This is a genomic window from Pseudomonas sp. P9_2 (assembly GCF_034008255.1).
Classification (GTDB): Bacteria; Pseudomonadota; Gammaproteobacteria; order Pseudomonadales; family Pseudomonadaceae; genus Aquipseudomonas; species Aquipseudomonas synxantha_A.
Map to the genome: position 1 here is coordinate 1,468,405 of NZ_CP125376.1, position 13,577 is coordinate 1,481,981.

Consider the following 13,577-nt stretch of genomic DNA (forward strand, 5'->3'; position numbering starts at 1 on the left):
CCAGTTGGCGAAGTGGCCATGCATGGGAATGGATTCGTTTTTCGCTACGCTAACAGTTGGCTCACGACGGTAATGTGCTGATCGGCAATAGCGACGACCACCTGAAACAAACCGGACTGCTATTGACCAGCGCTTCGGGCTATTCCCTTGCACCAGTATTTGACGTGTTGCCTCACCCCACGCAACTAGGCTTGCAGGCGTTGATCATCGGGAATGAGGGCAGGGTATCGTCTGTCAGCAACTTGCTGAGTACGCCTGAACGCTTTGGGTTGGGCGCGGAGGAAGCAAGGTCCATCGTCAAGGATATGTATGCCGTCGTGCGAGAAGCCTCCGGCTTTTTCGAAGCGGCAGGCTGTAGCGGTGCCGATGTGCGCATGCTTTCCAATGTGTGTACACGATTTGCAGCGGACCTGGTGTAGGGTCAAAGATCTCGGGCGGCAACAGAGCGCACCTTTGACGGGTGCGCGCCGCGGCAAATATCACGTAAACGCTTAGTTACCAATCGTACGTCAGGCTCGATACCACCGTGCGCCCTTCCCCGTAGTAGCAATCCAGATCACTGGTGCACTGCGAGACGTAGGTCTTGTTGGTGAGGTTCTGCACGTTCATCGCCAGTTTCACGCCTTTGAGCTTGAGCGGCGAGGCGCCCAGGTCGTAGCTCAGGCTCGCATCGTAGACGCTGTAGGACGGTACGTTGAAGGCACCCTCGTAGTAGTCGCCCAGGCTTTGACGGGCATAGCGCACGCCGAGGCCCGCACCCAGGCCAGCCAGCGGTGTGTCACCCAACACGGTGTAGTTGACCCACATCGAGGCGGTGAGCGGGGAAATGCCGGCCGGGTGGCGACCTTGGCGGCCGTCGTTGTCCTTGGTGTACTTGATGTCATTGCGCGACGCCGAGGCAACCACTTCCCAGGCGTCACTCAAGACGGCCTTGGCTTCCAGTTCAACACCCCGCGAGCGCATCGCACCGCTTTGGGTACTGAAGGTGGTGTCTACCGGGTTGGTGGTCAGCACATTGTCCTGGTCCAGTTGGTAAACAGAGGCTTGGATAAAACTCTTTTGGCCAGGTGGCTGGTACTTCACGCCCACTTCGTATTGTTTGCCGGTGGACGGCTCAAACGGTTTTCGATTCGCATCGGTGCCGGCCAGCGGCAAGAAGGACTCTGAATAGCTGACGAAGGGCGATATGCCGTTATCGAACAGATACACCAGGCCAGCACGGCCAGTGAAGGCCTGGTCTTTACTGGCGAAGCGCGTGTCCTGGATCGGTTCTTTGTTCACCACATTGGCCCAGTCGTAGCGGCCACCGAGTACCAGCACCCATTTATCCAGCTTGATCTGGTCCTGCAGATACAGGCCGGTCTGGGTGATCGTGCGGTCCCAGCGGTACGGTTGGCCGAAATTCAGGCGCTGGCCGTACACCGGCTTGAACAGGTCGATAACCGGTGGGTTACGGTCATACAAGCCATGAAACTGCGAGTTGGAATGGTAGTAGTCCAGGCCAGCGATGAAGGTATGGGACAACGCGCCCGTGTCGAATTCAGCCTGGGCGATGCTGTCCACGCCGAACACTTTATTGGTCTGCGACCAGTCCACGCCGAAGCGCTGCAGATAGCGTTGGTCCTGCACCCCAGTGTTTGGGTTGGCGACAAAGCGGTAGCCGTGCAACGGCGCGGTGTAGCGGTCGTCGACCTCGGCGTAGCGCGCGTTTTGCTTGAGGGTCCAGACGTCGTTGAGGCGATGGGAAAGCTCGTAGCCCAACACGTATTGCTCGCGGTTGTATTGGTTGACGCCCGGCTCGCCGATAAACACATCGCGCTTGATCTTGCCGTTGGGGTTGTCCCACAGCGTGCCAGACGCCGGCAAGCCTTGGGCTTCGGGCACGCCTTTGTCTTTCTGGTACTGGGCGAACAGGGTCAGGCTGGTGTCGTCGTTGGGCCGCCAGGTGAGGCTGGGGGCGATGAACTGGCGCTTGTTTTCGACGTAGTTGATTTCGTCTTGCGCGTCGTTGGCCAGCCCGGTCAGGCGGTAGAGCAACTGCCCCTCCTCGTCCAGCGGGCCGCTCAGGTCGATGGCCGCGCTTTTGTGTTCGTAGGTGCCAGCCTCCAGCACCACTTGGTGTATCGGGGTTTCGCTGGGGCGCTTGCTGACCATATTGACGATGCCGCCCGGCTGGTTCTGGCCGTAAAGCACAGACGCCGGGCCCTTGAGCACTTCGATGCGCTCCAGGGAATACGGCTCGATCTGCAACGCGCCCCCGGTGCTGCCTCCGCCGTAGGGCAAGTGCAAGCCGTCCAGATACAGCGGCGTGGGCGCGAAACCCCGGGAAGTCGGCTCATCGAACAACTTGACCCGGTCTGCAAAGCCGCCGGCACTCATGCCGGGTGTGTAAAGCAACGCCTGAGTGACACTCTGGGCGCCACGGGCCTTGATCTCGGCTGCGGTGATCACGTTGATCGTCTGGGGGATTTCCACCAGCGCCGAGTCGGTCTTGCTGCCGGAGGCGCTGCGCTTGGCGACAATGCCGCCCACCGGGCCCCAGGCGTTTTCCTGTTCCTGTCGGCCACTGATCTGCGTCGCGCCCAATTGCAACGCCCCGTCGCCGGAGATGGCTTGCAACGACCAACCCCCCTGGGACTGCACAGCCGCCAAACCGCTGCCCGCCAACAAGCGCTGCAACCCTGAGCCTATGCCGTAACGCCCTTTCAAGCCGGCGCTGTGCTTGCCTTCGGTGAGCGCAGCATCGACCGACAGCAGGATGCCCGAGGCACTGGCGAAACGGTTCAACGCCTGGTCGAGGTTACCCGCCGCAATGTCATAGGTGCGCAGTGCTTCGGTGCTTTCTGCAGCCTGGACCAGGCTGGGCAGTACAGGCATCGTCGCCAGCACGCCGGCAAACAGGCCACGACGCAGAGCGCGGGCCAAGGGTTGGATTGGGTGATGCGACATTGCAGGACTCCCCGTGAGAACGCTTCTTGATTGGCTTTCAAGAGGTATCCCGCACGACGCGCAGAAACCGACAAGCGTCGGCAGAATTTTTTTCAGGCACGCGCCTTGATCGTCACCCAGTAGCGCGTCACAGCCTGCACCCGCACCGGCAAGGAGCGCTCCAGGGCCGAAAGGATCGCGTCGGTATCGTTGAGCGGGAACACGCCGGTCAACAGCAGGTTCGATACCGCTTGGTCACAGCGCAACAGGCCCGGGCGATAGCGGCTCAACTGCGCCACGAACTCGCCCAGCGGCTGGCGCTCGGCAACCAGACGATGTTCGGTCCAACTGCTGGCATTGGCGCCCACCGCCGGCAGCGCAGCGCTTTGGTGCGCGTTGAACCACAGGCTGTCACCGGCATTCATTTGAATCGCCGTGCCATGCAGCGGCGTAACCCGCAGGCGGCCTTCGTAGAGGTCGACGCGACTGCCGTCGGGCAGTTCGCGCACGGCAAAGCGTGTGCCCAAGGCCTGCACATCACCGGCAGGCGTTTCGACGATCAACGGGCGGGAGGGATCGTGGCCGCTGGTCAGCAGCACTTCGCCACGGATCAAGCGGATACGCCGTTCGGTGGCGCTGAAACGCAGGTCCACGGCGCTGTCGCTGTTGAGGTCCAGTAGCGTGCCGTCGCTCAACGTGACGTGGCGAATTTCGCCCGTGGCCGTGCGGTGCTCGGCCAAGGCGGCCTGCCAGGGTTCACTGCGCTGGACCAGATAACTGCTGCCCCCGGCCACCAACAGCAAACCGAGCAACTTCAGCGCGGCGCGGCGCTGGGTATCCGGGGTGTCGCGCAACACGGCGCGAGCGCTGTCGGCGGGCACGCCGCCAAGGGTGTGTTGCAACTGCTGCAAGCGCTGCCAGGCGCGGCGGTGTTCCGGATCGGCCGCCTGCCATTGGGCAAATGCCTGGCGTTGTTCCCCTTGCAGTTCGCCGCCCCATTGCAGCATCAGCCACTCGCTGGCTTGCTCGACAATCGCCGGCGCGATGGGCGCATCGTGATTCATTCTTCGTAGACCACCTGGTAACAGGCGACGATCGCGCGGGTCATGTACTTCTGTACCGAGCTGACGGTGACGCCCAGGCGCTCGGCGATCTGCGCATAACTCAAGCCTTCGAACTGCGCGAGCAAAAATGCGCGGCGCACATTGTCAGGCATGTGGTCGAGCATGGCGTCGATCTGCATCAGGGTTTCGAGGATCAGTGCGCGGGTTTCCAGGGACGGCGACTCGGGCTCGGGCAGGTGCGCGATGCTTTCCAGGTAGGCGCGCTCGATACGCAGGCGCCGCCATTGATCGATCACCAGGTTGCGCGCGATTTGTGCCAGGTAACTGCGGCTTTCCTTGTCACCCGGAAAACGCCCGGACACCAACAGGCGCAGGAAGGTGTCCTGCGCCACATCGGCGGCGTGTTCGCGGTCGCCCAGGCGCCTGCGCAACCAGCCTTGCAGCCAGCCGTGATGGTCGCGGTACAAGATGTGAAGCTGTTGCTGGCCGTCAGTCGCGATGCCCATGAAAAGCTCAGAGTGTTATTGAGAGCAATTATCATTACATCTTATTTGGCAGCTGACAAAAACTCTTTGTCGCTCAGCGCCCGGCGGTCTGCAACGGATACACCGACTCCCACCCTCCTCCCAACGCCTTGTACAAGCCGACCATGGCCAATGACACGCCGGTGGAGCTTTCCACCCACTGCTCTTGAGTTGCCAGCAATGCGCTTTGCACGGTGAGTACGTTGACGAAATCCGCCACACCTTCGACGTACTGATGTTGCGCGGTGGTCAGCGCGATCTGATTCTGGCGCACCGCTTCGGCCAAGCTGTCGCGACGCAGTTGGCTGGCGTTGTAGCGGGACAATTGATCGTCGATTTCATGCCAGGCGCGCAGTACGGTTTGCTGGTAGGCCACTGCGGCTTCCTGTTGTTGGGCTTCGCGCAAATCGACCATGCCTTGCAGGCGCCCGCCGTTGAAGAGCGGCAGGCTCAACTGCGGGCCGAAGGCAAAGGCGCGGGAACCCCAGGAGCCGAAATCCGAGAGTTGCATGGATTGGGAACCGAGGCTGCCGGACAGAGTGATACGCGGGTAAAAATCGCCCTTGGCGACGCCAATGCTGGCGGTGGCGGCGTGCAGGCGCGCTTGTGCCTGGCGGATGTCTGGGCGCCGTTCAGCCAACTCCGAAGGCAGGCCGATCGCGACCTGGCGCTGGGTTTGCGGCACGGGTGCATCCTTGGACAGCTGCGTGTGCAGGGCCTGGGGTGGCTCGCCCATCAGCAGGCTGAGGGCGTTGATCAGTTGGTCCTGGCGCTGTTGCAAATCCGGCAGACGCGCTTCGATGGCCGCGACCTGGGCGGCGGCTTCGGCCACGTCCAGGTCGGTCGCAACACCATCGGCCAGACGCAGTTGCGAGAGCTTGAGGCTGTGGCGGGCGACGTCGAGGTTTTGCTCGGTGACGGCACGGGTGTTCTGCACGCCGCGCAGTTGGATATAGTCCTGGGCGGTCTCGGCCAACACCGACAACAGCACGGCACGACGGTCGTTTTCGGCGACTTCCAGCGTGGCGTCGGCTGCTTCGGTTTCACGCTTGACCCGGCCCCAGAAATCCAGCTCCCAAGAGGCCGAGAAGCCCATGTCCCATTGGTTGAAGGCCGCGCGGCCGTTCTCGCCCGAAGGGTCGTTCAAGCCTTTGCCACTGTTACGTTTGCGCTGGTAGCCGCCACCCGCATCGACATTGGGGTAACGCTCGGCGGTGGTCACCTGGCGTACGGCGCGGCTCTGTTGCAGGCGGCTGCTGGCCAGTTTCAAGTCGAGGTTATCGCTGAGGGCGCGGCGTGTCAGGGCGGAAAGCTGCGCGTCGTGGAACACGTCCCACCAGCGCTCCTGCAAGGGATCGCTGACGGCACGGCTGGCAGCTTGTCGGCCCTGGGGTTCGCTCCACTGATTGATCTGCGGGCTCTCGGGCCGCTGGAAGTCGGGGCCGACCGTGCAGGCACTCAGGCTGATCAGGCTCAAGGTGAGCCAGGCGACGTGTTTCATTGCTGGGCCACCTCGCGCTGTTGCGCGACCGGCCGCGTATCGACGCTGGCTTCCACCGACATACCGACGCGCAGGCGCTCGGTCAATGGCTGGTTCGGCTCAAGCACGATCTTCACCGGAATACGCTGCACCACCTTGGTGAAGTTGCCGGTGGCGTTGTCCGGTTTGACCGAGGCAAAGGTCACCCCCGTGGCCGGCGCCAGGCTTTCCAGATGGCCTTTGAGCAGTTCGCCGTCAAGGCTGTCGACGCTGACCTGCACCGCTTGCCCCGCGTGCATATGCGACAGTTGCGTCTCCTGGAAGTTGGCCACCACATAGGCCTCGGCCAGCGGCACGACCGCGAGGATCTTGCTGCCCGGCGTCACATAGGCGCCGACCCGCACCGCTCGCTCGCCGACCATGCCATCGACCGGCGCGACAATGCGCGTGTAGGACAGCTGATAACTGGCCATTTCCAACGCCGCCTGGGCGCGCTTGAGCCCACCTTCGGCGGCGTCACGCTGGGCGGTGAGGATTTCCACCTGCTTGCGTTCGGCGGCCAGCACTGCGGTGGATTTAGCCAGGCGTGCGGTGGCCTGGTCGATACGGGTCTTGGCTTGTTGGGCGTTCTGCACGGTACCTGCGCCGACGCCAGCGAGGTGGTTGTAGCGGTTCAGTTCGTGTTCGGCGAAGGCGACTTCGGCGCGATCCGCCGCGACGGTGGCTTGGGCCTGGGCGATCACCGAGCTCTGGCGCTCCAGGGTCGCGCTGGCGTTTTTCAACTGGGCCTGGGCGACCAAGGTGTCGGCATCGGCGGCCTGGGCGGCGGCGCGAAAGTCGCGGTCGTCGATCAACGCCAACAGTTGGCCGGCCTTGACGCGCTGGTTGTCTTCTACCAGCACTTCCTTGATGAAGCCCGCCACCCGCGGCGCCACCAGGGTGAAGTCGGCGGCGACGAAGGCGTCGTTGGTGGTCTGGTGCTTGCTGCCCAGTACGCCCGGCGCAACCAGGTAAACCAGCACGCCGACGGCAAATACAGCAATAACGGAGACGGCAATTTTGTCTTTGCGTTTCATGGAAAGTCCTTGTGGTCAGGCCGGAGCGCGAGGCGGATAGATCCGCGTGGGCATCCAGAAAATCAGCAGGATCAACGCCACCGCGACACCGGCCATGACGACGTAAAGATCCGAAGAGGTCAGCACCACGGTCTGCTCGTGCAAGCGGTGGGCGAGGCCCGGCGCCTCAGTGTCGGCCAGGGGCGAATTGCCGAGGCGGTCCACCAACATGGTTGAATGGAAATGCCCGCGCTGGGTGGTCAATGTATCCAGCACCGCAGTGGCGATCACAGCGGCCAGGCCCTTGACGGTATTGAACCAGGCCGAAGCGAACGGCCCTTCGATGGGTTGAATACTGCCGGTGGACAACATCAGCAGTGGCAACACGGCCATCGGCTGGCCGAAAATCTGCAACAGGTACCAGCCATAAAAATCGTCGCGGATCCACGCCGAGGTCAGGTGTGAACTGCCGATGCAGCACAGCACCAACATGCCAAGGCCAATCCCCAGCACCCAGCGACAATCGACCCAGCGCAGGTTGCACAACGCCGCCACCAACGGCAACGCGATCAATTGCGGCAACGCCATCAGCAGCATCACCGGCGCAGTTTGCAGCGGCCGGTAACCCTGGACCTGGGCAAGGAAACTGGAGGGGATGATGATCACCGAGGTCAGCACCATCAGCACGCCTGCCAGCACGATCAGGGCGAAGGCCAGGTTGCGCAGGCCGAGCATCTGCAATTTGAAGAAGGGTATTGGCTGCGACCATTCGTTGAGCATGAACAACACCAGCAAGAGCGTGCCACCACACAACAGGAAGGTGATCAGGCCCGACTCGAACCAATCCAGGCGATTGCCCTGCAACAGCCCGATCACCAACATGCAGATAGCCGGAAAGCCCAGCAGCAGGCCGCGCCAGTTGAACTGTTTGAAGCGCTCCAGGCGCAGCGGGTCCTGCGGTATGCCATAGGCCACGGCGACCATCGCCAGCAGGCACGGCGCGACGATTTGCCAGAACGCCCACTGCCAGCCGACGTATTCGGTCCACAACGCCGCCAGCGGGGTACCCAGGCTCGGGCCGAAGGTGGCGGTCAGGGCGTAGCCGGCCAGGCCATACAACTTGACGTTGGCGGGCAGGAAACGCAGTGCCACGGTCATCAGCATCGGCGGCAGCGCGCCACCGGCCAGGCCTTGCACGGTACGCAGCAGCAGCAGGCTTTCGTAGTTGGGTGCGAACGGGCAGAGAATGCCCAGTACGGTGAACAAGCCGATGGCGCACAGCGTGAAACGGCGCAGGGAAAACGTCACCGAACACCACGGCGCAAAGGCCATGGCCGCCACGGACGTGGCCGTGTAGGCGGCGACCAGCCAGGTGCCTTCATCAAAGCCGATGTACAGCGCGCCGCGGATATCGGCGAGGGCCACCTTGGTGACCATCTCGTTGAGACCGGACACCAGCACCGCCAACAACACGCCGACCAGGCCGATGATGATGCGCGGGCCGAACACGGGCGGGGCCGGGGCAACAGGTTTGGCTGCGGCCTGAAAAGCGGGGGCAGCGAGGGATGTCATGAACAGGTAACTCGGAATGAGAAATACCTGAGCAGTTTAATCAGGCACATGCATGACAAAAAGTGACTTATTGGTAGGTTATAAGTGCGCCAGACGCAACTTCAGGCATCACCACTTAACCTTGTGGGAGCTGGCTTGCCTGCGATCGCGGTGGGTCAGACAACACATTTTTCACCTGGCAGGCCGCTATCGCAGGCAAGCCAGCTCCCACATTGACCGCGTTGGCTTTATACCGGTTGAGCTTCCAGCCAGGTGGCGTGGCAACTCTCGCGCATGGTTTCACGCAGCCATTTGTGCGCGGGGTCTTTGTCAAAACGCGGGTGCCAGGATTGGGCCAATACCAGGGTCGGCAAGGAGATCGGCAGCGGGAATGCACGCAATGGCAGGTTCAGGCGTTTGGCGCTCAGGAGCGCTTCCTTGGGCACCGGCATGATCAGGTCGGATTCAGGCAACATGAACATGGCACCGTGGAAGCCTGGCGCGATCATCGCCACGCGGCGCTCCAGGCCCTGCTCGTTCAGCGCGGTGTCGATCGGCCCGCGGGCGATGCCGCGGCGCGAGATACTGATATGGGAATAGCTGGCAAAGCGTGCGGCGGTGATCTCTTCGTCGAACAGTGGGTGATCTTGTCGCGCCAGGCCGACGAAGGTGGTGGAGAACAGGTTCTGCACCTTCACTTCGGGGCTGACCGGCATGGTGTTGCTCACCCGCAGATCCAGGCGCCCTTCGCGCAGGGCTTCGTCGTCGGTGTCGCCTTCAGGCACAAAGCGCAGCTCGCACAGCGGGGCCACACGCTCCATGGTGTCGAACAACCGACCGCCATATACGCCGATGAAAAAGTCATTGGCGCGTACACTGAAGCGGCGGCGCAAGGTACTCAAATCGACTTGATCCGCCGAGCGAAACAGCAACGCCGCCTGCTCCACCACGTTGCGTACCTGGCCTTGCAACTCAAGCGCCTTGGGCGTCGGCACCAGGCCGCGGCCGGCACGTACCAGGATCGGGTCACCGACAGCTTCACGGATACGCGTGAGGGTACGGCTCATGGCTGCGGGGCTGAGGTTCATGCGCCGTGCGGCGCCGACCACACTGCCCTCATCGAGCAACGCGTCGAGGGCGACCAGCAGGTTCATGTCTGGTAATTGCATGCCAAGCACTCGTGATCTGTGGGGAGTGAACTGGGTGCAATCGTAGCAGGGATCGACGGTTCAGCGCTGCATGCCCCAGCGTTTCACCGTCAACCGTTCGAAGGTGTTGAACACCAGGTTTTCTACCAGCAAGCCAATCAGGATCACCACGGCCAAACCGGCAAAGACCTTGTCGGTGTACAGCTCATTACGGTTCTGGAAGATATACCACCCCAGCCCGCCCTTGCCGCTGGTGGCGCCGAATACCAGCTCCGCGGCGATCAGCGTACGCCAGGCAAATGCCCAACCGATCTTGAGCCCGGCCAGGATCGACGGCAGCGCCGCCGGGATCAGGATGAACAGTACGAAGCGCATGCCCTTGAGGCCATAGTTACGACCGGCCATGCGCAGGGTTTCGGATACGCCGAGGAACCCCGAATAGGTGTTGAGCGCCAGAGCCCACAACACCGAATGCACCAGCACAAAGATCAGGCTGTTCTGCCCCAGCCCGAACCACAGCAGCGCCAACGGCAGCAACGCGATAGCCGGCAGCGGGTTGAACATCGAGGTCAACGTACTGAGCAAGTCGCGACCCAACTGGGTCGACACCGCCAGTGTGGTCAAGGCAAACGCCAGCACGATGCCGATCAGGTAGCCCTTGAGCAGCACCGCCAGCGAGATACTGACTTTGCTGAGCAACTCGCCGCTGAGCAGGCCATCGAACAGCGCCTGGAAGGTCTGCAAAAAGCTCGGCAGCAGCAGGTCATTGTTCTGGTAGCGGGCGACCACTTCCCAAATGATGGCGAGCACGATCAGGATCAGGCCCTTGCGCAGCCAGCCTTGTTGCCACAGACGTTGGCGAAACGGCAGCTCGCGTTCCACAGGGACGCTGAGCAATGGTTCGAGGGTTACTTCAAATTCCTGGCGCATACGTCGGCCCCTTCAATAAGCGATGCGAATATCAGCGAAGCCCAACTCGCGTTCGGCCTCGGCCGCTTCATCGAACAGCAGGCGATGAATACGCCGCGCCGACGCCTGGAATTCCACACCGCCGAGGCTGTGCAGGTCGTATTGATGGCTGTGGATTTCGGCACGCACGCGCCCGGGGTGAGGCGATAGCAACAGGATGCGATTGCCCACCACCAGTGCTTCCTCGATGGAGTGGGTGACGAACAACAGGGTGAAACGCACCTCCTCCCAGAGCAGCAGCAATTCCTCCTGCATCTTGCGTCGGGTCAGGGCGTCGAGGGCGGCGAAGGGTTCGTCCATCAGCAGGATTTTCGGTTGCATGGCCAACGCGCGAGCTATCGCCACACGGGCCTTCATGCCGCCGGAAAGGGTGTGAGGGTAGGCGTCGGCGAAAGCACTCAGGCCAACTTTATCGAGATAGTGCAGCGCACGTTCCTCGGCTTCAGGGCGCCTCAGGGTTTTAGAAGCCAGCAGCGGGAACATCACGTTCTGCTTGACGGTTTTCCACGGCGGGAGCTGGTCGAACTCTTGGAACACCACGATACGATCCGGGCCGGGTTGTTCGACCTTCTGCCCCAGCAAGCGAATCTCGCCCTCGCAAGGCTTGATAAACCCGGCGATGGACTTGAGCAAGGAGGACTTGCCGCAGCCCGATGGACCCAGCAAGACGTAGCGGTCCGCCGGGTCGATCTTGAAACTGACCTGATGGGTGGCCCGCACAACGCGCTCAGGGGTGCGGTATTCAAGGCTGACGTGGTCCACGGCCAAGAGTGGCTCGGCGGTGTTCAGGCTGCTGGCCGTGTGGCCTTGCAAAAGCGCGTTCATATCAGCTTCCTTGCAAGGGCTTGGCGTCCTGGAAGAAGTAGTCCTTCCAAGATTCAGGCTTGTTCTTGATGGCGCCCACGCGATAGAGGAATTCGGCCAGCGGGTAGGTGTTTTTCGGGGTGACGCTGAATTCGAACTGCGGGTTGTCGATGATTTTCAGCAGTTCGGCACGGTCGATCTTGGCCTTGGTGACACGAATGTAGGTGTCAGCCGCCGCGCCTTTGTCGTTCTGGGCGAATTGCGCAGCTTCGGTCAACGCTTCGACAAATGCCGCGTAGGTTTTCGGATTGTCTTTGCGGAATTTTTCGGTGGCGAACAGCACCGTCGGAGAATTCGGGCCCAACAAGTCATAGGTGTTCAGCACCACATGCACGTTAGGGTTGCTCAGGGCCTGGTTCTGGAACGGCGGGTTGGAAAAATGCCCGGTCAACTCGGTACCGCCGGCGATCAACGCTGCGGTAGCGTCAGGATGCGGGACGGCGACGGTGTACTTGTCGAGGCGATTGAATTCCTTGTCACCCCACTGTTTGGCTGCGGCGTATTGCAGGAAGCGCGACTGCACCGACACCCCCACAGCCGGCACCGCAATACGGTCTTTTTCGGTGAAGTCGGCGATAGTTTTGACCTTGGGGTTATTGCTGATCAGGTAATAGGGGAAGTTACCCAGGGAGGCCACAGCCTTTACGTTCTGCTTGCCGTGAGTACGGTCCCAGATGGTCAGCAAAGGGCCGACGCCGGCCCCGGCGATGTCGATGGAGCCGGCCAACAAAGCGTCGTTGACGGCTGCGCCGCCAGACAACTGGGTCCAGTCGACCTTGATGTCGATGCCCTCTTGCTTGCCGTATTTTTCGATCAGGTTTTGGTCGCGCACCACGTTGAGCAAGAGGTAAACGATACCAAACTGCTCGGCGATGCGAATGTTGCCTTCGGCCTGGGCGGCGGTCGGTGCGATCAGGCTGCCGGCCAATAGGCTGATGCCCAAGCCTATTGTCAAAGCCAAGCGTGCAAATGGAAGACTTCTGGACATGCTCATGCTCCGAATCAGAAAGGCGAATCGCCCTGGATGGTGGTGCGGTACAACTTGCGGCGCAGGTGGCTTGGGCAACCGGCGGCCAGGTGGATCAGCGAGCGGTTGTCCCAGAACACCAGGTCGTGAGGCTGCCACTGGTGGCGGTAGATGTTTTCCGGCAGCACGCTATGGGCATAGAGTTGGGCCAGCAAGTCACGGCTTTCGTCATCGGGCAAGCCGACGATACGAGTGGTGAAGCCTTCGCTGACGAACAACGCCTTGCGGCCGTTTTCAGGGTGGGTGCGCACGACGGGGTGCACCACTTCGGCGACCTGGGCGAGTTGTTCAGGGGTGAGGGTCGGGCGCCAGTTGCCTTCGAATTTGGTTTCGCTGTAGCGCGCCGTGTAGGAGTGCGCAGCACTGCGGCCTGCAACGGCTTTGCGCAGGTGCTCGGGCAATTGCTCCCAGGCTTTGTGCATATCGGCGAACAGGGTGTCACCGCCTTCGGCAGGCAGTTCCTGGGCGTGCAGCATCGAGCCGAGGCTGGGCAGTTCCTTGTACGACAGGTCCGAGTGCCAAAACTTGCCCGCGTCCCCTAGGCCGATGGATTGGCCGTTCTCGATGATGTTGGAGACGATCAGGATTTGCGGGTGGTTGGCCAGCAAGAATTGTTTGAGTACGTGGATCTGCAGCACACCGAAACGGCGGCTGAAGGCGATCTGTTGTTCGGGGGTGATGCGTTGGTCGCGGAACACCACGACGTGGTGGTCCAGATGTGCGCGATGGATACGGGCGAAGTCCTGGTCATTGACCGGGCGGGATAAGTCCAGGCCAATGATCTCGGCGCCGACGCTGCCAGGGAAGGGCCGGATGTCGAAGGTTTGGGTGGTGGTGGGGGCAGCAGCGGTGGCGGACATTGGTTTCACTCCCGGCGGACAGGGGAGTGAATTTATAGGCATAAGAATGGAAGTTTAAATACTGTTAGGGCATATCGATATGGCGTTTGGTTTGAGGTGCTCGGGGA

The 13,577-nt window shown here is 61.7% G+C and carries 12 protein-coding genes; 1 reads left to right on the forward strand and 11 read right to left on the reverse strand.

Features of this window, described 5'->3' with window-relative positions:
- The first annotated feature begins 74 nt into the window (after positions 1 to 74).
- Positions 75 to 419, forward strand: coding sequence for a HipA domain-containing protein (locus tag QMK52_RS06415; RefSeq protein WP_232289400.1), 345 nt, complete (start codon positions 75 to 77; stop codon positions 417 to 419).
- A gap of 76 nt (positions 420 to 495) precedes the next feature.
- Here the strand turns inward: QMK52_RS06415 and QMK52_RS06420 are convergent, their stop codons facing one another.
- From QMK52_RS06420 to QMK52_RS06470, 11 genes are all read right to left on the reverse strand, one after another.
- Positions 496 to 2,949 (reverse strand): TonB-dependent siderophore receptor, encoded by a 2,454-nt coding sequence (locus QMK52_RS06420; RefSeq protein WP_005783568.1) that lies wholly within the window; start codon positions 2,947 to 2,949, stop codon positions 496 to 498.
- 92 nt (positions 2,950 to 3,041) lie between these two features.
- The gene (locus QMK52_RS06425) at positions 3,042 to 3,992 is read right to left on the reverse strand and encodes a FecR domain-containing protein (RefSeq protein WP_194439708.1); all 951 of its coding nucleotides are present in this window, start codon (positions 3,990 to 3,992) and stop codon (positions 3,042 to 3,044) included.
- Positions 3,989 to 4,498, reverse strand: a complete 510-nt coding sequence (locus tag QMK52_RS06430) for a sigma-70 family RNA polymerase sigma factor (RefSeq protein ID WP_005783563.1) — start codon at positions 4,496 to 4,498, stop codon at positions 3,989 to 3,991. Before QMK52_RS06430 ends, QMK52_RS06425 begins: the two co-directional genes overlap by 4 nt.
- Positions 4,499 to 4,571: 73 nt before the next feature.
- Positions 4,572 to 6,017, reverse strand: coding sequence for an efflux transporter outer membrane subunit (locus QMK52_RS06435; RefSeq protein WP_005783561.1), 1,446 nt, complete (start codon positions 6,015 to 6,017; stop codon positions 4,572 to 4,574).
- Positions 6,014 to 7,072, reverse strand: coding sequence for an HlyD family secretion protein (locus QMK52_RS06440; RefSeq protein ID WP_032878511.1), 1,059 nt, complete (start codon positions 7,070 to 7,072; stop codon positions 6,014 to 6,016). The genes QMK52_RS06435 and QMK52_RS06440 overlap by 4 nt, the downstream gene beginning before the upstream one ends.
- 15 nt (positions 7,073 to 7,087) lie before the next feature.
- Positions 7,088 to 8,623 carry an MFS transporter gene (locus QMK52_RS06445; protein ID WP_032878512.1) on the reverse strand — a complete coding sequence of 512 codons (1,536 nt, stop codon included), beginning with the start codon at positions 8,621 to 8,623 and terminating at the stop codon, positions 7,088 to 7,090.
- Positions 8,624 to 8,850: 227 nt separating this feature from the next.
- Positions 8,851 to 9,771, reverse strand: a complete 921-nt coding sequence (locus tag QMK52_RS06450) for a LysR family transcriptional regulator (protein ID WP_005783552.1) — start codon at positions 9,769 to 9,771, stop codon at positions 8,851 to 8,853.
- A gap of 60 nt (positions 9,772 to 9,831) precedes the next feature.
- Positions 9,832 to 10,680 carry an ABC transporter permease gene (locus tag QMK52_RS06455; protein ID WP_005783548.1) on the reverse strand — a complete coding sequence of 283 codons (849 nt, stop codon included), beginning with the start codon at positions 10,678 to 10,680 and terminating at the stop codon, positions 9,832 to 9,834.
- A 12-nt stretch (positions 10,681 to 10,692) separates the two neighbouring features.
- Positions 10,693 to 11,544 carry an ABC transporter ATP-binding protein gene (locus tag QMK52_RS06460; protein ID WP_005783546.1) on the reverse strand — a complete coding sequence of 284 codons (852 nt, stop codon included), beginning with the start codon at positions 11,542 to 11,544 and terminating at the stop codon, positions 10,693 to 10,695.
- A 1-nt stretch (position 11,545) separates the two neighbouring features.
- The gene (locus tag QMK52_RS06465; protein WP_005783544.1) at positions 11,546 to 12,571 is read right to left on the reverse strand and encodes an ABC transporter substrate-binding protein; all 1,026 of its coding nucleotides are present in this window, start codon (positions 12,569 to 12,571) and stop codon (positions 11,546 to 11,548) included.
- A 14-nt stretch (positions 12,572 to 12,585) separates the two neighbouring features.
- Positions 12,586 to 13,470, reverse strand: coding sequence for a TauD/TfdA dioxygenase family protein (locus QMK52_RS06470; RefSeq protein WP_194439703.1), 885 nt, complete (start codon positions 13,468 to 13,470; stop codon positions 12,586 to 12,588).
- Between the last annotated feature and the right edge of the window lie 107 nt (positions 13,471 to 13,577).

Bases quoted from the DNA above. Each gene is read 5' to 3' on its own strand.
- QMK52_RS06450 (WP_005783552.1), bottom strand. From the start codon at position 9,771: ATGCAATTACCAGACATGAACCTGCTGGTCGCCCTCGACGCGTTGCTC.
- QMK52_RS06430 (WP_005783563.1), bottom strand. From the start codon at position 4,498: ATGGGCATCGCGACTGACGGCCAGCAACAGCTTCACATCTTGTACCGC.
- QMK52_RS06470 (WP_194439703.1), bottom strand. From the start codon at position 13,470: ATGTCCGCCACCGCTGCTGCCCCCACCACCACCCAAACCTTCGACATC.
- QMK52_RS06435 (WP_005783561.1), bottom strand. From the start codon at position 6,017: ATGAAACACGTCGCCTGGCTCACCTTGAGCCTGATCAGCCTGAGTGCC.
- QMK52_RS06455 (WP_005783548.1), bottom strand. From the start codon at position 10,680: ATGCGCCAGGAATTTGAAGTAACCCTCGAACCATTGCTCAGCGTCCCT.
- QMK52_RS06465 (WP_005783544.1), bottom strand. From the start codon at position 12,571: ATGTCCAGAAGTCTTCCATTTGCACGCTTGGCTTTGACAATAGGCTTG.
- QMK52_RS06460 (WP_005783546.1), bottom strand. From the start codon at position 11,544: ATGAACGCGCTTTTGCAAGGCCACACGGCCAGCAGCCTGAACACCGCC.
- QMK52_RS06440 (WP_032878511.1), bottom strand. From the start codon at position 7,072: ATGAAACGCAAAGACAAAATTGCCGTCTCCGTTATTGCTGTATTTGCC.
- QMK52_RS06425 (WP_194439708.1), bottom strand. From the start codon at position 3,992: ATGAATCACGATGCGCCCATCGCGCCGGCGATTGTCGAGCAAGCCAGC.
- QMK52_RS06445 (WP_032878512.1), bottom strand. From the start codon at position 8,623: ATGACATCCCTCGCTGCCCCCGCTTTTCAGGCCGCAGCCAAACCTGTT.
- QMK52_RS06420 (WP_005783568.1), bottom strand. From the start codon at position 2,949: ATGTCGCATCACCCAATCCAACCCTTGGCCCGCGCTCTGCGTCGTGGC.